This window comes from Sandaracinus amylolyticus (genome assembly GCF_000737325.1).
GTDB lineage: Bacteria > Myxococcota_A > Polyangia > Polyangiales > Sandaracinaceae > Sandaracinus > Sandaracinus amylolyticus.
In genome coordinates this window covers 8,571,074-8,591,266 of sequence record NZ_CP011125.1, presented here as the reverse complement: position 1 = coordinate 8,591,266, position 20,193 = coordinate 8,571,074, and the positions used below count along the sequence as shown (strand labels likewise).

Here is a 20,193-nt window from a genome sequence, read left to right as displayed (position 1 = left end):
CGGCTCAGCCGCGGCCGCGGCGCGTGCTCGAGAGCTCTTCGCCGACGAGCTCGACCATCGTCGCGCGATCTTGCGGCTCCTCGGCGGGATCCCACCAGCCCTCTTCGAAGTCGGCGCGCAGCGGCGCGCCGCGCGCGCCCGCGATGCGCGCGAGCTGACCGAGATCCTGGGCCAGCGCGGGGTGGGGCGGGACCGCGCGCGACAGCGCGGCGTCGAGCGCGTCGGGATCCAGGAAGCGCGTGCGCGCATCGCGCCCGAGGCGCTCCACCTCCGCGGCCATCGCCGGCTCGGGGAGGGCGCGCGCGATCTCGCGCACCGCGTGCGCCGGCGCGCGCAGCTCGAGCCCGCTCGTCGCGGTGATCACGATCGACGACGTTCCGTCGGGCTTCGTGTGCTCGACGATCGTGCGCGGGCTCGGGTCGCGCACCCGGCGCAGCGCGCCCATCCAGCCATGAGGCCCGGGCGCGCCGAGCCGATGTCGCAGCGCGCCCGCGATGCCCGCGAGCGCGTGCTCGTCCTGCGCGAGGCGATCCGCGTCCATCTGCGGAACCACGCGCTCGACGAGCTCGAGCAGCACGCTCAGCACCGGGACCAGCGCGGGATCGATCGGACGGTCGAGCACCGGACCGAGGACCTGCAGCGCGCGCTCGATGAGCGATCGCCGCAGCTCGGGGCTCTCGAACACGCGCGATCCGGGATCGAGCCCGCGCGCGACGACCGCGACGAGGAAGCTGATCGCGCGGCGATCGCTCGGCGTCGCGTAGGGAAGCAGCAGCGCGTCGAGCGCCGGGAGGTTGCGCGCCGCGATCGCCGCGACGTCGTCCCACGAGACGCCACCCTTCACGCGCGCGAGCGCGTCGGCGACGATCGCGACGGGGGCGCTCTCGACCGCGCGCAGCACCGCCGGCGCGCCCGCGCGCGCGATCCACGTCTCGAGCGCGCGACCGCGCACGTCCGCGCCGTGCTGCGCGAGCGACTCGTGGAGCTCGAGCGCGAGCAGCGGGCCGCCCTGCGCGATCCGTCGCTCCAGCACCGCGAACCGCAGATCCGCGTCGGCATCGCCGCGCGCGAGCAGCGCGTCGCACCCCGCTTCGATCAGCGGCGGTGCGCGCTCCGGCAGCGCCTCGACGAGCGCGCGCAGCACCGCACCGTCGCGCTCGTGCGCGAGCCGATCGACGAGCACCTGCACGGCCGCGCGCTCTTCGCCGGCGTGCTTCGCGAGCAGCGCGCACGCGGTCGCGCGCAGGCGCGCATCCGGATCGTCGCGCCCGATCGTGACGATCGTCGCGAGCTCGTGCTGGCGCTCGAGCACGCCGAGCAGGTGCTGCCGCACGCCGACGCTGAGCCCGCTGCCGGGATCACGCGCAGTGATCGCGCTCGCACCGAGCCGCGCCGCGAGCGCCCACGCGGCGCGCACGCGCGTGATCGCGTCGTCGCTCTCGCGCTGCAGCGCGCGCAGCTCGTCGTCGGAGCGCGCCGCCGCATCGGCGTCGCTCGTCAGGCGCATGCGCGTGCTCCGCTCGCTCACGACGCGAACGCCGCCCCGATGGAGTCCGAGCCCCGCAGCGCACGCGTCAGCGCTCGTGCGAAGGTGCGCGCCGTGTCCCGGTCCACCGCGCGATTGTAGGAGCCGAGCGATGCTCGCTCCAATCTCTCGTCACGCGGCGCTCGCTGCTTTTCTCCGGAGGGCGCGTGCGGCGCGCCCTCCCTCGTCGGGCGGAGCCCGCCGAGCCTCCCTCCCGCCCGAACCCCGACGACCTCGCGTCGAGGTCGACGCAAGTGGTCTTCGGGGTAGAGTCGCGCGCGATGGTGCGTCGTGACGCAGACGAAGGTCGAGCCGTAGGGCCGACGTCTGCTCGCTGCGCTTCTCCTGCGGGTGAGAGTCCCGCCTCGGTAGGCGCCGGAGCGCCGAGTAGCAGGCCCCGGGCGTCGGGAGAGATCCCGTCGTCCCGAGCGGGGCGTCGAAAGCCCGTCAGGCAGCGAGAGCTGTGCAGCGGGGAGCAAGATCGCGGGCCGCAACATGAAGTGAAGCCTGCAGCCTCGTCAGATGAACAATCCGAGAGCCGAGCCGCTCATTTCACGGCGAAGGCCACGCTCGAAGCGTCTGTTCCGGAGCGCGCATCGAGTCTCGGCGGGGTATGGGGCGCAGCACGCGATCACGGAGAAGCGCGGAACACGAGAGGCCCGTCTGCGCAGCCCTCGTCGGGGCGAAGCGCGCCGTATAAGCCGAAGGCGAAATCGGCCGCCGCGCAGCGGGAGTCCGAGGGGATCGTAGTACCGCACGGCATCGCCACGGTGATGTCGACGAACGTCGTGCAGAACAACGCGACGGGAGGGAAGGGTCCCTGGGGCAGTCACGTCGAGGAAGCAGGTAAGCGCGAGGGAATGGCCGGCAGGACCGGACCTAACGACCCCGGCGGCCGTAGGCCGCGCGAAGAAGTGCGACAACTGCAGAGGCGACTGTGGGTCGCGGCCAAGCGAGCACCTGGAAGACGTTTCCACGCTCTTTATGACCACATCTGGAGGAGTGACGTCCTTCGGGAAGCGTGGAAGCGAGTCGAGGCGAACAAGGGCGCGGCGGGCGTCGATGGCCAGACGATCGCCGAGGTGAAGCAGTACGGAGTCGAGCGCTTCCTCGAAGAGCTCGGCGACGCACTGCGGAGCAAGACGTACCGGCCCGAGGTGGTGCTGCGCCGGTACATCCCGAAGGCAGATGGAAGGAAGCGGCCGCTGGGGATTCCGACGGTCCGGGATCGAGTGGTCCAGATGGCGGCGAAGCTGGTGCTGGAGCCGATCTTCGAGGCGGACTTTCTTCCGTGCTCGTGGGGCTTCCGGCCGAAGCGGGGCGCGCTGGGTGCGCTGGAGACGCTGAGGAAGCTCGGCGCGAAAGGGCATCTCCACGTGCTCGACGCCGACATCCGCGACTACTTCGGGAGCATCGATCACGACAAGCTGATGAAGCTCGTCGCTCGACGCATCTCGGATCGGCGGATGCTCAAGCTGGTGCGGCAGTGGCTCGAAGCGGGGGTGATGGACGAGGGCGTCGTGGCTCGCAACGTCGCGGGCGCGCCGCAGGGCGGAGTCATCTCTCCGCTGCTCTCGAACATCTACCTGCACGTGCTCGACGTGACGTGGATGCGCAGGAGCGCCCCGCCCGGGACGCTGGTGCGCTACGCGGACGACTTCGTCGTGATGTGCAAGACGAAGCGCGAGTGCGAAGAGGCAGAGAGGCGCATTCGAGTCATCCTCGGGCGCCTCGGTCTCGAGCTGCATCCGGACAAGACGAGGCGAGTCGAGCTCTACGATGGCAAGCAGGGCTTCGATTTTCTCGGACATCACCTGCACAAACGCATGAGCGGAGCGCTGTGGGAGAAGAAAGGCAGACGCCTCTATTTCCTGCATCGCTGGCCGTCCGCGCGCGCGATGAAGCGGGTGAGACAGCGCGTGAAGGAGCTGACCCCGAGGAGGCGGTGCCACGCGGATCTTCGCGAGGTGATCGCCGATCTCAACCCCGTGCTGCGGGGCTGGGGCAACTACTTCCGCACCGGAAATGCCGCCAAGAAATTCAACCAACTCGACAGCTACGTCTGGCGTCGGCTGCGGGACCTGCGCGTGGAGCGCAAGGGCCGGCATCTGAAGCCGGGGGAGTCGAGCAGGTGGACGCGCGAGTACTTCTGGAGCCTCGGACTTCATCGCCTGCGAGGGACCGTGCAGTACCCCGAGCGAGCCTTCTTCCGGGAGGTCGCGTAATGCAGCGACTCGAGAGACTGCCCGTAAGCCGTGTGCGGGAAATCCGCACGCACGGTTTGAACGGGGGTCTTGACCAACCGCCGGCGCAGGCCGGTAGCAGGTAAGGATCTACCAATGACGACGACCGAGACGTTCATGCTGCGGGCCGACGACGGCGTGGAGATCGCGGTGCATCGCTGGCTTCCTGCAGGGAAGCCGCGTGGAATCGTACAGATCGCGCACGGCATGGCGGAGCACGGCAAGCGCTACGCGCGCCTCGCGCAGCAGCTCAACGACGCGGGCTGGGCCGTGTACGCGAGCGATCACCGCGGCCACGGGCTCACCGCGAAGACGGACGCCGAGGTCGGTCACTTCTGCGACGAGGACGGCTGGAACCGCGTCATCGCCGACCTCCGCATGATCGCGCAGCACGCGCGCCGCGAGCACCCCGGCGTGCCCTACGTGCTCTTCGGGCACTCGATGGGCTCCTTCCTCGCGCAGACGCTGGTGCTGCGTCATCCGCAGGAGCTCGACGCGCTCGTGCTGTCGGGCTCGACCGCGGGCGGCGGTCCGCTCGTCGCGGCGGGCAAGCAGGCCGCGAAGCTCGAGCGCATCCGGGTCGGCAAGCGCGGCACGAGCCCGCTGCTCACGCAGCTCTCGTTCGGCAGCTACAACCGCGGCTTCGAAGGACGCACGAAGTACGACTGGCTCTCGCGCGATCCCGTCGAGGTCGACCTGTACTGCGCGGACGCGCGCTGCGGCTTCGAGGTCACGACCCAGACCTGGATCGATCTGCTCGGCGCGCTCGAGGAGCTCGGGCGCGGACAGTGGTCGCGCTTGCCGCGCGAGCTGCCGATCCTGGTGTTCGCGGGCGAGCTCGATCCGGTCGGCGAGCGCGGCAAGGGCGTGCGCCGGCTCGTCGACACGATGCGCAAGGCGGGCCTCGGGCGCGTGACCGATCGCCTCTATCCCGCGGGCCGCCACGAGATGATCAACGAGACCAACCGCGACGAGGTGATGGGCTCGCTCGTGCGCTGGCTCGACGAGCACGTGCCGCGCGCGTGAGCGGTTCCGGTCGAGAGCTCGTGAGGAGATGCAGTAGTCTGCGCTCCGTGGATCGTCCCCGACGACGCGCATGGGGCCACGTCGGCGTGCTCGTCGCGTCGGCCGCGCTCCTGCTCGCCACGTACGAAGCGCCGGCGCGCGGTCAGGACGTCGACGCAGGTCGGCGCCCCGACGCGGGCGAGGCCACCGCGACGACGAGCGACGCAGGCGCTGCGCGAGAGCGCGACGCCGGCGCGACGCGCGAGCGAGACGCGGGAGCGGCGCGCACGGCCCCGGCTCGTGCGCGCGACGCCGGGCCGCCCGACGCGGGCGTGCTCGCCGACGCGGGGGTGGACGACGCGGGCATCCCCGACGGCGCGATCGTCGACGACGCGGGCGTCCCCGACGCGGCGATGGAGCTCGACGCGGGCACCGATGCCGGCGCGATCGCGCTCGTCCCGATCGAGCCCGCCGAGGGCGAGGTCCCGACCGAGATCCCGTCGATCACCGGCGAGAGCGACGGAAGCCGCGTCATCCGCACGCTGCTGGGCCTCGTCGCGCTGCTCGCGCTCGCGTGGATCGGCGCGCACCCGCGCGTGCAGCGCCTCGAAGAGCGCATGGGCATCTCGCAGGTCGTCACCAGCGGCCTGCCCTTCGTCGCGCTCGGCGTGATCTGTCGTGCCCCCGGCATCGACATCCTGAACGACGAGGTGCTCATCGCGATCACGCCGCTGCTCCAGTTCGGGCTCGGGTGGATCGGGTTCCACACCGGCTTCCAGTTCGAGGGCGCGGCGATGGACGAGGTGCCGAAGGGCACGTCGTCGGTGGTGATCCTCCTGACCGGCGCGTCGTTCGCGACGATCGCGGTCGCGTGCGGCGTGCTGCTCTTCGCGACGGGGCTCGGCGGCGATCCGTTCCGCATGACGACGTTCGTGCGCGACGCGGCGATCGTCGGGCTCGCGGGCGCGCTCTCCGCGCCCACGCTCGAGCGGCTCGGCGCGCAGCGCGTCCCGGCGCGCGCGATGGAGCTCGCGCGCACGATCGGCGTGCTCGACGACGTCGTCGGCGTGGTCGCGCTCGCGATGCTCTTCGCGTGGCTGCATCCCTCCGAGGGCGGCAGCTGGAACCTGCCGGGCGTCGGCTGGCTCTTCGTGACGTTCGGCATGGCCGCGACGCTCGGGCTCGTGATGTACGCGGTGCTCCGAGGGACCGAGTCGGCCGCGGAGAGCTCGGCGCTCCTGATCGGCTGCGTCTGCTTCACCGCCGGCATGGCGGGCTTCTTCTCGCTGCCGCCGCTCGTCGTGTGCTTCCTCGCCGGCATCCTGCTGAAGAACATGCCGGGCGGCGACAAGCCGCGTCTGTCGGCGGCGTTCGCGCGTCTCGAGCGGCCGATCTACTTGGTGTTCCTGGTCGTCGTCGGCGCGCTCTGGCGCGTGGACGACTGGCGCGGCTGGGTGCTGCTGCCGGTGTTCGTCGTCGCGCGCATCGTCGGCCGCGCGCTCGGCGCGCGCGTCGCGCGGCGCCTGCCGCACGACGCGCGTCATCCCGGGCTCGACGAGATGCCGACGCCCGACCTGATCACGCCGCCGATGGGCGCGCTCGCGCTCGCGTTCGTGATCACCGCGCGCACGCTCTACGAGAGCCCCGCGACCCAGGCGATCGTCACCGCGGTGATCGGCGGTGCGGTCGCGACCGAGATCATCGTGCAGATCACGTCGCGCAAGTCGCGCGCGCGCCGCGCGGGCGCGACGCGCTCGGGCGAGACGAGCATCTCGTCGGCCGGCGTCCGCCCCTCGACGCCGACCCCGCTGCCCGCCGCGCCCCCTCCGAGCGAGCCTCCTCCTCCGCACGCGGGGACGGACGAAGCGGATCGTTCATCCAATTGACGCGACGCGTCTTCCGCGGCGCGGCCGGTTCGGATAGCGTGCTCGGCCGTGACGCGCACTTCGCTTCGAACGCTCGCGCTCGTCGCGGCTCTTCTCCTTGCCACGTTGCCGGCTCCACGAGCCCGCGCAGGCGGGTTCGAGGTGCCCGATCAGAGCGCGGTCGCGGGGGCGACGGGCGGCGCGGGCACGGCCCGTCGCGACGATCCCTCGGCGGCGTTCTACAACCCCGCGGCGCTCGCCGACGGGGGTGGCTTCCGCGGTGCGCTCGGCATCCTGCTGGCGGTGCCGAACATCTCGATCGAGCACCTCGAGGGCGAGATGGAGACGTCGTCGACCGTCTCCGGCGTCTCCCCGCCGCCGCACCTCCACCTCTCGTACGCGGAGAACGAGTGGGCGGTCGGCGCGTACCTCGGCGTCTCGCACGGCACGAGCGTGTCGTGGCCCTCGGCGCCCGACGCGTGGTGGGGGCGCTTCGAGGCGATGAGCACGAACCTCCTCGTGTTCCGCGCCGCGCCGTTCTTCTCGCTGCGGCTCGGCGGCGAGCACGGCCTCCTGCGCGACTTCCCGGACATCCGGCTCTCGATCGGCGCCCACGTCGACACCGCGCGCGCCGAGACGCGCCGGCAGCTCGACTTCATCGACGTCGAGGGCTCGGTGCACGTGCTGATGTGGGGCGCGGGCGTGGGCGGCGACGCGTCGATCTTCTGGCAGGCGACCCCGGAATTCGCGCTCGGCGCCTCGTACAAGAGCCGCACCTGGATGCGCGCGACGGGCGACGCGGACTTCACGGTGCCCCCGCCGTTCGTCGGACGGGCCCCCGACCAGCACGCGTCGACCGAGCTCGTCATCCCGGATCGCCTGACGTTCGGCGCGGCGTGGCAGCAGCGCGAATTCGGGGTGTTCGCCGACGTCGGCTGGACGGCGTGGAGCGTGCGCGACCGGCAGCGTGTCGACTTCGAGCGCGAGACCACCAGCGACAGCGACGTGGCCCAGGACTGGCGCGACACCTGGGTGTTCCGGCTCGGCGGCGAGGTCACGCCCATCGACTGGTTCCACGCCCGGGCCGGCCTCTTCTACGACATGGAGGCGTCGCCGCCGGAGACGCTGGGCCCGGCATCGCCCGACATGGCGCGCTTCGGCGTGACGCTCGGGACGGGCTTCGACGTCACGCGCGAGATCGGGATCGACGCGAGCTACTCGTACGTGACGTTCGTCGGGCGCGAGTCGACGAGCCAGGACGCGCCCCTGGCGCGGTACTGGGGCGATCTCCACGTGGTCTCGTTCACCGCGCGGCTGGTGGTGGACCCGACGCCGGAGCCCCCGGTCGTCGAAGAGGTCGTCACCGACGTTCGCCCGGCGGATCCGACCGTCGCGGACGAAGGCGCACCGCCGATCGACGATGCGCCCGCGGTCGAGCCGCCCGCGGCCGAGACGCCGGAGACGATCGCCCCGCCGCCCGCGACCGAGGCCACGACCGAAGCGCCCGCCGCGCCGCGCCGCCAGCGCGCGCGCTGACCCCGAGCGCTCTCCTCGAGACCCGGACGCCGCGCGAGCCCCGTGTTTCGCGCGGGTTTCGCGCGTCCGCTCGCGTCTGCCCCGGAATGCCAGCGAGAGCGGATCAGAACGCCATAGCTACAATGTGCGGCTCACCGTTGACGGGTGCTCGCTGACTGCGCAAGGCTCGTACACCTGTCGAATCCTCGGCAGTTCGTACTCGAGGAGGCTGAATGAGCACCCGTCGTTTTGCTGTGGCTCTCCTGGCCCTCGCCGCGCTCGGTCCAGCCGGCTGCACCTCGGAGGGCCCCCTCGGCGCCCACGACGACGCGCTGGTCGAGACCCCCGTCGACACCTTCGCGGCCGTCGCCCAGGCGAACCACCCCGAGAGCGCGGGTGCCTACGGCGTCTGGTACGACGCGACCCACAACACGTTCGGCACCCCGTCGCGCAGCACGCTGGCCGGCGCGCCCGCGATGCGCATCGACGACGGCGGGTTCGCGAACGGCGTCTACACGATCTACCGCGCCGCGATCCCGGCCGACGGCACCTACCAGATCTCGGTCCCGGTCCAGGTCGTCGAGACCGGCGCGACCTCGACGAACGGCATCCGTGCGTTCCAGGTCGGCGTCGCGGTCGGATCGACCGCGCGGCACCGCGGGCCCAACCCGAGCTCGCTGCCCGGGCTCGGCGTGTCGGCGAGCTACACGGGGCTGACCACCGCGGACGACACCGCGCTCGGCCCGCAGACGCTGGTCACCGGCGAGTTCGACGCGCACGCGGGCGACGACCTGCTCATCGCCTTCGGCACCGACGTGACGAGCGGCACCTGGAGCGCCGGGTCGGCGACCTGGGGCGGCCACGTCCTCGTCGGCGCGATCACGCTGGTCGCGGCCGGTCCGTCGGACGGCTCGACGATCGTCGACGACGACGACGGCGCGCCCGACTTCGTGCAGCAGGGCGCGTGGACGGTCAGCGGCGGCATCGGCCACGGCGGCGGGCACTACCGCTTCGCGTCGTCGGGCAACGCGACCAGCGTCGCGACCTGGGAAGCGACGGTCGAGCCCGGCTACTACGACGTGCAGGTCACCTACCGCGCGGGCGCGAACCGCGCGACGGCCGCGCACTACACGATCGAGTCGAACGGGACGAGCGTCTCGACGTCGGTCAACCAGCGCACGCGCGACCAGCAGTGGGTCTACATCGGCGGGGTCGACGCGTCGGCGACCGGCGTGGTGCGCGTGACGCTCTCGGCGGCGCAGAGCCTGCCGGTCGGCTCGGTGGCGATCGCGGACGCGGTGCGCCTCGTGCCCGGGACCTCGCCGGGCGTCGACGAGCCCGAGATGCGCGTCGCGGCGGTGACCGTGTTCGACGGCCTCTCGGACGTCGGCGCGATCCAGTCGATCATCGACGAGATCGCGGCGCATCGATACAACGCGATCGCGGTCCACACGCGCTACCGCGGCGACGCGACGTACATCCCGAACCGCGCCGACGCGACGTACCCGAACCACGAGCCGCGCAGCACGGCGGTGGGCGACGTCGACGTGCTCGCGGAGTTCATCGCGCGCGGCCACGCGCGCGGCCTGAAGATCTTCGCGTACGTGAACACGCACCTCGTGACCGAGGGCGCCGCGTCGCCGAGCGATCCCGGGCACGTCGTGAACGCGCACCCGGAGTGGCGGACCTACGCGTACAACGGCGGCGCGCCCGTCGTGCAGACGCCGGCGCACGACCCCGAGGGCATGTGGCTCGAGCCCGCGCTGCCCGACGTGCGCGAGTACCTCGCGGACGTCGTCGGCGACATCGCGACGAACTACGAGATCGACGGCGTCATCCTCGATCGCATCCGGTACCCGCAGACCGCGTTCACCCGCGAGAACCGCGACTTCGGCTACCACCCCGAGGCGATCGAGCGCTTCAACCGCCGCTTCCACCGCCGCGGCGTGCCGAGCCCGCGCGACGCGGACTGGATCACGTTCCGCCAGGAGGCGATCACCGACACGGTCGCGGCGATCCACCGTCGCCTCGAGCGCATCGACGGCGATCTGATCCTGCTCGCGTACCCGATCGGCCGCCTCACCGACGCGCGCCAGTTCAACTACCAGGACTGGCCGACGTGGATGACCGAGGGCGCGATCGACGGCGTGCTCCCGCAGATCTACACGGCGGACAACGCGGCGTTCGCGACGAGCCTCGCCGCGCATGCCGAGGCGTACGGCGGTGATCGCCTGCTCGGCGTGACGCTCGATGCGTTCCGCGCGGGCGTCGATCTCTCGGGGCAGATCGAGACGGCGCGGCTCGCGGGCTTCGCGGGCACGTCGCCGTTCCGCCACGGCACGATGGGCGATCTCGGCTACCTCGAGCAGGCGCGCGCGGCGTGGCCCGGGTACGCGGAGTGGCCGGCGATGCCGTGGAAGAACGCGCGCGTCGAGCGGCTCGAGCTGCGCGGTGTGTGCGCCGACGACGTGACGCGTCGCCGGTTCCGCGTGTCGAACCCGAACGCGTGGTCGATCCCGGTCGAGTGGAGCATCGTCGGGACGACCGACGAGGGCGCGTACTTCGCGCCCCCGGGTGACTCGTTCTACGAGGTTGCGGCGGATCGACTGCTGCCGCGCGTGTCGCTGCTGACGTGGCGCAACGAGCGGCGGATCCAGCTGACCGCCGCGGCGATCGCGCTGCCGAGGCGCTGCCGCTGACGCTGCGTGCGACGCGCGGTGTCGGCGCCTCACATCGCCCACACCGCGCGCCGCTGCGGCACGTGCGCACACGGAGTTTTCGCCTGTCAGGGAAACCCCGTATCCGGAGGTCGCTCCGAGGTGACAAGGTCGCTCCCCCGGGCGCGCCCCCCGCGTTCGGTCGTCGCCAGGCACGACCGACGCGCGCCCACGGACGCTCGAACCATTTCTGTTTGGAGGTGAGCTGATGAGACTGCGTCGAGCTTGGTGGAACGTGACCTTGATGGCGGCGCTCGCGCTGCCGTTGGTCGCGTGCGGCGACGACGACGGTCCGGTCGACGAGACCGACGCCGCGATGAACGCGGACGCGGGCGGCGGTGACGCCGGCACGCCAACCGACGGCGGCCGCGCCGACGCGGGCAACGATGCCGGCGGGAGCGACGCGGGCCCCGACGCGTGGGTGCCGACCGAGGGCCCGGTGGTCACGGCGGCGGATCCGACGAGCGTCGCGCAGGGCTCGGGCCTGGTGCTCGACGGCCTGCGGCTCGCGGACCCGACGGGCGTGACGATCGGCGGTGTCGAGCAGACGGTCTCGGCGAGCACCGAGACGTCGATCACGATCGACGCGGTCGCGGCGACCACGCCGACCGGGACGCAGCCGGTGCTCGTGACGACGGCCGACGGGACGAGCCCGTCGTTCGACGTGACGGTCCTCGAGCCGCTCGCGGTGGTGATGGCCGCGGGGCCGACCGCGACGTCGGTCGTGGTGACGTTCTCGCGCGAGGTCGACGCGGCGAGCGTCGACGCGGCGAGCTTCACGATCGACGGGCTCACGGTGAGCGCGGCGAGCGCGTCGGGCGCGATGGTGACCCTGACGACGAGCGCGCAGACGCCCGACGCCGACTACACGGTCGAGGTCGCGGCGGACGTGACCGACACGTTCGGCAACGGGCTCACCGGCGAGAACGAGGCGGACTTCACCGGGTTCGCGCCGACGGTGCCGGTGATCTCGAGCATCGCGCCGATGCACGTGGTGCCCGGCGACTCTCGGCTCACGCTGACGGGCACGAACCTCGCGGGCGCGACCGTGACGATCGGCGGCGCGGCGCAGGTGATCACGAGCAGCACCGCGACCGAGATCGTGATCGGCACGGTGTCGGCGAGCACGGCGCTCGGTGAGCAGCCGGTCGTCGCGCGCCTCGGCGGCATCGACAGCGCGCCGGTGAACGTGCAGGTCGTCGACGCGTTCCGCATCGTGAGCGCGACCGCGACGAGCGCGACGACGGTCGAGGTCGAGTTCAACCGCAACGTGCACGCGCCGGTGACGACGCCGGCGCGCTTCACGATCTCGGGCGGGCTCACGGTGAGCGCGGCGACCGTGGCGGGCGACACCGTCACGCTGACGACGTCGGCGCAGACCGCGGGGACGACCTACACGCTCGCTGCCGACGACATGCTGCTCGACACGTTCGGCATCCCGGTGACCGCGGACACCGCGGCGTTCACCGGCTACGTCGCGCCGCCGCCGAGCGACTTCGTCGTGGTGCGCGTGGGTGACGGCAGCGCGCCCCTCGTGGGCACGAACGGGCCGGCCTACCCGGTCTTCATCGAGCGTCGCTCGCTCACGAGTGGAGCGCTGGTGAGCACGCTGGCCATGCCCGTCGCGGCGAGCGGCGCGAACCTGCCGTTCACTCTGTCGGGAAGCATCGCTGATGGCAGCCTGGCGCGATCGCAGGACGGATCGGTGATTTCGCTGACCGGCTATCAGTCCGTTCCCGGCACGCCGAGTGTGCAGAACGAGACCGACGACGTGCCGCGCGTCGTCGCCGTGGTGGGCGCGGACGACTTCACGGATCCCGCAGGGGTCGACACGTCGACGACGCTCGGTGGCGCGTTCGACACGACCGCGGTGCGAGGGGCGGTGGTCGACGGCACGAGGATCTGGGCGAGCGGTGGGTTCGGCGGGATCTTCACGGCCACGCTCGGCGGCACTACGTCGACGCAGATCGTCGCCGTCCCGAGCCCGGGCCGCACCATCGGCATCTTCGAAGGTCAGCTGTACGCGACCGCGACGTCGGCCGCCGGCCCGCCCGCGTCCGAGGCCGGCGTCTGGGCGATCGGCACCGGCCTTCCGACCGCTGCCGGCACGACCGCGACCGTGGTGCAGGGCACCACCAGCAGCCCGTACGGCTTCGCCGTCTTCGACGTGGATCCGACCGAGCCGGGCGTCGACCGGATCTACCTCGCGGATGACGCCATCGGTGTGCGCCGCTACCGGCGCGTGAGCGGCGCGTGGATGTCCGACGCGGCGACGGACGTGTTCGGCGGGCCGGTTCGCTTCCTCGCGTGTCAGCGCGACGGCGCCGACGTCGTGTGCCTCGGCACCACGGCGGCGGCGGTGCTCCGCATGCGCGACGTCGGTGCGAGCTCGGCCGGCAGCACGACCGCGTTCTCCTCGATCGCCACGGCGCCGACGAACACTGCGTTCCGCGGCGTCGCCATCGCTCCCGTTCCCTGAGGTCGCATCACCGAATGAGCCACCGCATCGGTCCCTTCTGGTCCCGTTTGCTCCTCGTCGCCGCATGTCTCGTGTCGCTCACGACGGCATGCGGTGACGACGACGGCATGCAGCTCGACGCCGGATTCGATGCCGGCGGGCACGAAGAAGACGACGCAGGTCCTCCCGACGCCGGCGCGGACGAGGACGCAGGGACCGATGCCGGTGGGCTCGACGCGGGCTCGGACGCGGGCGAGCCCGACGCCGGGCCGGACGCGGGCGCGCTCGATGGTGGCCCTCCCGCGCTGCTCGACGTCTCGCACGACCGCGAGCTCCGCGCGATGTGGCTCTCGACCGTGTTCCGCCTCGACTTCCCGTCGGCGGCGGGCGTCGGCGCGACCCAGGCGCGCGCGGAGTTGACGGCGATCGCCGACGTGTGTCGCGCGGCAGGGATCAACGCGATCTTCTTCCAGGTGCGCCCCGAGAGCGACGCGCTCTATGCGTCCACGCTCGAGCCCTGGAGCCGCTTCCTCACCGACGTGCAGGGCGTCGGGCCGGGCTGGGATCCGCTCGGGCTGCTTCTCGAGATCGCGCACGAGCGCGGGATCGAGGTGCACGCGTGGGTGAACCCCTATCGCGCGCTCACGTCGACGTCGGTCACGCCTGCGGCGAGCCACGTCACGCAGCGCTTCCCCGACGCGGCGATCACGTATGGAGGCGCGGTCGTGATGAACCCCGCCGCCGACGCGGTCCGCGCGCACATCGTCGCGGTCGTGACCGAGATCGTGCGCGAGTACGATGTCGACGGCGTCGTGTTCGACGACTACTTCTATCCGTACCCCAGGCCCGGGGAACCGCCCTTCGCTGACTCCGAGTCGTACCAAGCGTATGTCGACGCCGGAGGCGTGCTCTCGCTCGGCGACTGGCGTCGCGACAACGTGAACCGTCTGGTCGCCGGGGTCTCGGATGCGATCAAGACGGAGAAGCCGTGGGTCATGTGGGGCATCGCGCCCTTCGGCATCTACCGCCCCGGGATGCCCCCGGGTGTGGCCGGCACGGACGCGTACGAGGTGCTCGCGGCCGACTCGGTGCGATGGATCAGCGAGGGGTGGGTCGACTACCTCGCGCCGCAGCTCTACTGGTCGACCGTCTCGAGCCAGCAACCGTTCGGTGCGCTCGTCTCGTGGTGGGCCGACCTCGCACCCCCGGGACGCTTCGTGATCCCGAGCCTCGCGCTCCACCGCGAGGGCGCGGAGTGGAACGCCGCGGAGTTCGAGCGCCAGGTGATGCTCACGCGCGCCGAGGCCCCGCGCACCGCGGGCAACACGTGGTTCCGCTACCGGATGCTCGCCAACGACTTGCACGGCTCGCGTGCGATGATGGCGCGCGTGTACTCGACGCCGGCGCGCCCGCCCGCGGTGATCGAGACCGCAGGCGATGCCGTCGAGCCCCCCGTCGTGATGCGCACGGCGGGCAACGTCACGCTCTCGCACCCGAGCCCCACGACGATCCGCGGGTACGCCGTCTACCGCGACGTCGATGGCAGCTTCGAGATCGATCGATGGATCCCCGCGGGCTCTCCTGCCACGTCGCTCGGCCGAGGTCGCTGGGCGATCTCCGCGATCGCGCGCGGCGGGGCGGAGAGCCAGGGCGTCGAGGTGCTGGTTCCTTGAGAAAGGCCTTCCCGATGATCGCTCGGCGTTCTCTCTCTCCTCTCACGGTCCTCGCGTGCGCGATCGCGGTGTGCGCGCACGTCGGGGTCGTGCACGCGCAGGACGCGGACGCGCGCGCGCAGTCGCGCGCCCGCTTCGAGCGCGGCGTGCAGCTCCTCGCCGACGCGGCGTACGCCGACGCGGTGCGCGAGCTCGAAGCCGCGCGCTCGCTCTATCCGACCGCGTCGATCCACTTCAACCTCGGCCTCGCGTACCGCGGCACCGGCCGCGCGCGCGACGCGATCGACTCGTTCGAGCGCTTCCTCGCGGCGGTGGGCAGCACCGGCGATCCGGCGCGCGTCGAGGAGGTGAACCGCTACCTGCGCACGCTGCGCTCGACCCTCGCGCGGTTGCGCATCCAGGTGTCGCCGTCGGACGCGCAGGTGTCGATCGACGGACAGCCCGCCGCGGTCGGCGCGGCCGAGATCGCGCTCGATCCGGGGCGCCACGTGATCGTCGCGACGGCGCGCGAGCACGCGGAGCTGCGCCGCGAGGTGGAGCTCGCGCCGGGCAGCAGCACGACCGAGGTGCTCGCGCTCGAGCGCGTCAGCACGCGCGGGACGCTGGTGCTCGACGTGACGCCCGAGGACGCGGCGGTGAGCCTCGACGGTGCGCCGCGCGGCGCGGGCGATCAGCAGATCGAGCTCGACCCCGGCGCGTACACGCTCGCGGTGAGCGCGGGCGGTCGCGACGTGACGCGCGCGTTCTCGATCGCGGCGGGCGAGCGCCTCGGGCTCTCGCTCGAGGTGCCGCAGGGCGGCGAGGACCTCACGTGGCTGTGGGTCGTGCTCGGCGTGGTCGCGGTCGGTGCGGCCGCGGGCGTGACCGCGGCGGTGCTCTACGAGCCCGACGTGCAAGCGCCGCTGATGCCGAACCTCGGGGTCGTCGTGACCGAGCTGGGGGCGCGATGAAGCACGCGATCCATCTCGCCAAGGCCGCGCTCCTCGTCGCGATGCTCGCGTCGTGCACCCAGGCGCGCACCCAGATCATGCTGCGGGTCCGCACCGACATGGAGCAGGGCCCGAGCGCCACGCTCGCCGCGATCCGCATCCGCGTGAGCAACGACGGCGCCGCGACGCCCGCGCACGATCAGCGCTACGTGCTCGGCACCGACGTGATGCTCCCGAGCACGCTCGGCCTCGTGCCCGACTCGGCGCGCGACGCGCTGCTGTCGATCGAGATCGACGCGCTCGGCCCGGGCGACACGCTGCTGTTCACGCACCGCGCGCAGGCGCGCTACGTCGAGGAGAGCACGCTGCTGCTCGACGTGTTCCTCGCCGCGCGGTGCCGCGAGGCGGTCGCGCGCGACTGCGACGAGGGACAGACGTGCGGCCCGAACGGCTGCGAGCCGGTGCTGCGCAGCGATCTGCCCGCGTTCGATCCCGACGCGCCGGTGCCCGACGCCGGCATCGTCGGCGACGGCGGTCCGACCGACGCGTGCACGGCGATGTGCAGCGGCGCGTGCGTCGACACCACGACGAACCCCGAGCACTGCGGCGAGTGCGGGACGGAGTGCGATCCGCCCACGAGCCACGGCGAGCCGAGCTGCTTCGAGAGCACGTGCACGTACGCGTGCGAGCCCGGGTACCACGTCTGCGACGACGACTGCGTGTCGAACCGCTCGCTCTCGACGTGCGGCGACTCGTGCGAGCCGTGCGCCGCGCCCTCGGGCGGCAACGGCGTCGCGTCGTGCGATGGATCGCGCTGCGGCTTCCGCTGCGACCCCGGCTACCAGCGCACCGGCGACGGCTGCGTGCCGGGCCCGAACGTCGAGCCGCCGCGCCCGATCTCGCCGCTCTCGCTCAGCCGCGTGACCTCGCTGCGCCCGACGTTCCGCTGGGCGCTCGCGTCGGGGAGCGACGGCGCGCTGGTGCAGATCTGCGAGGACCGCGCGTGCTCGCGGATCATCGCCGCGGAGGAGGTCGGCAGTGGCGCGACGAGCCTGCAGCTCTCGGCCGATCTCACGCTGCCCGCGAGCGGCTCGCGGCGCGTGTACTTCCGGCTGTTCGGGCGCTCCGGGCCCGCGACGGGGTCGAGCCCGAGCGTGGTGTGGGCGTTCGAGCTGCCCGCGCGCAGCGCCGAGCACGAGACCGCGTTCGGCACGGTCTACGACGTGAACGCCGACGGTCACTCCGACCTCGCGGTCGGCAGCGAGGGCGACTCGGTCGTGCTCTACAACGGCTCGGCGAGCGGGCTCACGCGCGTCGCGGGCGCGCTCACGCAGGCGGGCGGCTCGATGTTCGGCGCGTCCGTCGCCGCGGCCGGCGACGTCGACGGCGACGGGTACGGCGATCTCGTGCTCGGCGCGCCCGCGTTCCGACGCGCGTACCTCTATCGCGGCAGCGCGGGCGGCCTCGGCACCACGCCGCTGTCGTTCGTGGGTGCCGCCGCGGCGACCGAGTTCGGGCGCACCCTCGCGCCCGCGGGCGACGTGAACGGCGACGGCTACGCCGACGTGCTCGTCGGCGCGCCGAGCGCGGCGATGGTCGCGCTCTATCTCGGCGGTGCGACGCCCGACTCGGGCGCCGACGTGATGCTCGCCGGCCCGACGGGCTCGGGCTTCGGCGCGTCGCTCACGTCGCTCGGCGACCTCGACGGCGACGGTCGTCACGAGTTCGCCGTCGGCGCGCCCGGCGAGGATCGCGTGTATCTCTTCCGCGGCGCGGCGACGCTCCCCGCGTCGCTCTCGCAGACCGATGCGTTCGCGTCGCTCGAGGGCCCGGCGGGCGCGGACTTCGGCGCTGCGATCGCGGGCGCGCTCGACGTGAGCGGCGACGGGCGTCCCGATCTGCTCGTGTCGTCGCCGAGCGCCGGTGCGGGCGAGAGCGGCGTCCGGCTCTTCCTCGGCACCGCCGAGGGCACGATCGCGACCGAGGTCGCGAGCGAGTGGAGCGCGCCGGGCGCGCCTTCGTCGACGACGCAGTTCGGCGCGTCGCTCCACGGCAACGGCGACGTGAACCGCGACGGCTACGACGACTGGGTCGTCGGGGCGCCCGGCGTCGTGCGCGCGTTCGTGTATCGCGGCGGGCCGAGCCCGTCGGCGACCGCGGCCGCCGAGTACTCGTCGAGCGCGGGCTCGCGCTTCGGCGCCGACGTGACGAGCACGGGCGACATCGACGGAGACGGCCACGACGACACCGTCGTCGGCGCGCCGACCAACCGTTCGTTCCAGCTCTATCTGCACACCGCGGCCGGTCTCGCGACCAGCGGCACGTCGTACAGCGACTCCGCGACGACGGGCTTCGGCGCCGCGCTGGCCGAGCTCCTGTGGCGTTCGATCGAGGAGGCGACATGACTGCTCTGCGCTCGTTCTCTCGCGCGCTGTGCGCGCTCGCGGCGCTCACGACGATCGCCTGTGGTGGCGACGACGACGCGCCCGCGACGGACGCGGGCACCCGCGACTCCGGCGGCGCGTCGATCGACGCCGGTCGCGACGACGCGGGCACGACGCCCGACGACGCCGGCGAGGTGCACGACGACGCCTCCGCCGCCGACGCGGGCTCGGACGCGACGACCGAGATGCCCGACGCCGGCACCGACGCAGGGGACACCACGCCGATCCCCGCGCCGCGCCCGATCCTGCCGTGGTCGACCGCGCGCACGACCTCGCCGACCGTCACGTTCCGCTGGGCGCTCGCCGAGCCTGCGACCGGCGCGCGCGTCGAGATCTGCGGCGACCCCGCGTGCGTCACCGTGATCGAGATGCAGGACGTCGACGGCGAGGAGCTCACGACGCTGGTGCCGCCCGATCCGCTGCCCGCGTCGCGCGTCTTCTACTGGCGCCTCACCGGTCGCGCCGGCACGCGCGTCGGCACCGAGCAGAGCCCGATCTGGTCGTTCAGCGTGCACGGCCGCGCGACCGTGACGGTCAGCGCGACCTGGGGCTCGACCTACGACCTCGACGGCGACGGCCTCGCCGAGGTCCTCGCGGGCGCGCCGGCCTCCTCGGTCGTGCGCCTGTGGCGCGGCCGCGCGCCGATCGGCGGCGCGCCGCCAACGCCGAGCACCGAGATCTCCGGCGCGACGCCGCTCCAGCTCGGCACCGCGATCGCGAACGGCGGCGACCTGAACGGCGACGGCCTCGGCGATCTCGTGATCGCCGGCGCCGAGAACGCGTACGCCTTCCACGGCGTGAGCGGCGCGTTGCCCGCCGCGCTCAACGTCACGGGCGCGAGCACGACGCTCGCGTCGCTCGGCGCGCTCACGCCGGCGCGCCTCGCGATCGCGGGCGACGTCGATCGCGACGGCTACGCCGACCTCGTCGTCGGCGAGCCGTCGATGCGCCGCGTCGTGCTCTTCCGCGGCGGCGCGAGCGGCCTCGCGACGACCGGCACGCCGATCGCGAGCGGCGCGGCCGGCTTCGGTCGCAGCGTCGCGGGCAGCTGCGACGTGAACGGCGACGGCTACTCCGATCTGATCGTCGGCGCCGACGAGGCGGCGTTCGTGGTGCTCGGCGCCGCGAGCGGCATCGGCGACGAGCGCATCACGCTCACGCCGGCACCGAGCAGCGCCGGATTCGGCGCGTCGGTCGCGTGCGCGGGCGACGTGAACGGCGACGGTCATCCCGACGTCATCGTCGGCGCGCCGATCGATCACGCGGCGTTCGTCTACGCGGGCAACGCGAGCGGGGTCGGCGCGACCGCGGTCGGCGCGGTCCGCAAGCAGCCGGGCAATCCGGGCGGCGGCGTGACGACGTCGCACGGCGACGGCTTCGGCTCGATGGTCGCCGCCGCAGGCGACGTGAACGGCGACGAGTACGGAGACGTCGTGGTCGTCGCGCCCGAGCTCGTCGCGGGCGTCACCGGCTTCGTCGGGTACGCGTTCGTCTTCCACGGATCGGCGGGTGGTCTGCCGATCACGCCCGCCGGCGCGTCCACCACGCACCCGCGCGCGTTCGGCTCGACGCCGGTCGAGAACCGCATCGCGACGTCGCGTCTCGCCGGCGACGTCGACGGTGACGGCATCGACGAGGTCGTGAGCGGCATGCCGTTCCGCAGCGGCGGCGCGGGCGGACTGCAGGTGAACCAGGGTGTGCAGACGACAGGTCTGCCGCTGGCGCCGGTGTGGCTGATCGAAGGTGGTGTGACCACGGCGCTGGGCACCACCGTCGCGTGGCTGTGGGGAGCGACGTGGTCGCGCGGATCGTGAGCGAC

11 protein-coding genes are annotated in these 20,193 nt (G+C 72.8%); 10 read left to right on the top strand and 1 reads right to left on the bottom strand.

Going from position 1 to position 20,193, the window contains the following annotated elements; translation table 11 throughout:
• Nucleotides 1-4: 4 nt before the first annotated feature.
• On the bottom strand, nucleotides 5-1,507 hold the full coding sequence (locus DB32_RS36175; protein ID WP_157069809.1) for a hypothetical protein: 1,503 nt from the start codon (nucleotides 1,505-1,507) through the stop codon (nucleotides 5-7).
• A 791-nt stretch (nucleotides 1,508-2,298) separates the two neighbouring features.
• Here DB32_RS36175 and ltrA point away from each other — a divergent pair.
• The 10 genes from ltrA (at nucleotide 2,299) to DB32_RS36125 (ending at nucleotide 20,188) form a co-directional block, all read left to right on the top strand.
• Nucleotides 2,299-3,750 (top strand): group II intron reverse transcriptase/maturase, encoded by a 1,452-nt coding sequence (ltrA, locus tag DB32_RS36170; protein WP_205627106.1) that lies wholly within the window; start codon nucleotides 2,299-2,301, stop codon nucleotides 3,748-3,750.
• A 114-nt stretch (nucleotides 3,751-3,864) separates the two neighbouring features.
• Nucleotides 3,865-4,794, top strand: a complete 930-nt coding sequence (locus DB32_RS36165; RefSeq protein WP_053237220.1) for an alpha/beta hydrolase — start codon at nucleotides 3,865-3,867, stop codon at nucleotides 4,792-4,794.
• A 47-nt stretch (nucleotides 4,795-4,841) separates the two neighbouring features.
• Nucleotides 4,842-6,659, top strand: a complete 1,818-nt coding sequence (locus DB32_RS36160) for a cation:proton antiporter (RefSeq protein WP_053237219.1) — start codon at nucleotides 4,842-4,844, stop codon at nucleotides 6,657-6,659.
• 105 nt (nucleotides 6,660-6,764) lie between these two features.
• Nucleotides 6,765-8,174, top strand: a complete 1,410-nt coding sequence (locus tag DB32_RS36155; RefSeq protein WP_169791670.1) for an OmpP1/FadL family transporter — start codon at nucleotides 6,765-6,767, stop codon at nucleotides 8,172-8,174.
• A 212-nt stretch (nucleotides 8,175-8,386) separates the two neighbouring features.
• Nucleotides 8,387-10,852, top strand: a complete 2,466-nt coding sequence (locus DB32_RS36150; RefSeq protein ID WP_157069807.1) for a family 10 glycosylhydrolase — start codon at nucleotides 8,387-8,389, stop codon at nucleotides 10,850-10,852.
• A 226-nt stretch (nucleotides 10,853-11,078) separates the two neighbouring features.
• Complete coding sequence (locus DB32_RS36145; protein ID WP_157069805.1) at nucleotides 11,079-13,349, top strand: Ig-like domain-containing protein; 2,271 nt, start codon at nucleotides 11,079-11,081, stop codon at nucleotides 13,347-13,349.
• 14 nt (nucleotides 13,350-13,363) lie between these two features.
• Nucleotides 13,364-15,001, top strand: a complete 1,638-nt coding sequence (locus DB32_RS36140; RefSeq protein WP_053237215.1) for a glycoside hydrolase family 10-like protein — start codon at nucleotides 13,364-13,366, stop codon at nucleotides 14,999-15,001.
• 14 nt (nucleotides 15,002-15,015) lie between these two features.
• The gene (locus DB32_RS36135; protein WP_053237214.1) at nucleotides 15,016-15,951 is read left to right on the top strand and encodes a hypothetical protein; all 936 of its coding nucleotides are present in this window, start codon (nucleotides 15,016-15,018) and stop codon (nucleotides 15,949-15,951) included.
• Nucleotides 15,948-18,335 carry an FG-GAP-like repeat-containing protein gene (locus DB32_RS36130; protein WP_053237213.1) on the top strand — a complete coding sequence of 796 codons (2,388 nt, stop codon included), beginning with the start codon at nucleotides 15,948-15,950 and terminating at the stop codon, nucleotides 18,333-18,335. Before DB32_RS36135 ends, DB32_RS36130 begins: the two co-directional genes overlap by 4 nt.
• Nucleotides 18,332-20,188 (top strand): VCBS repeat-containing protein, encoded by a 1,857-nt coding sequence (locus DB32_RS36125; RefSeq protein ID WP_053237212.1) that lies wholly within the window; start codon nucleotides 18,332-18,334, stop codon nucleotides 20,186-20,188. The genes DB32_RS36130 and DB32_RS36125 overlap by 4 nt, the downstream gene beginning before the upstream one ends.
• Nucleotides 20,189-20,193 lie beyond the last annotated feature (5 nt).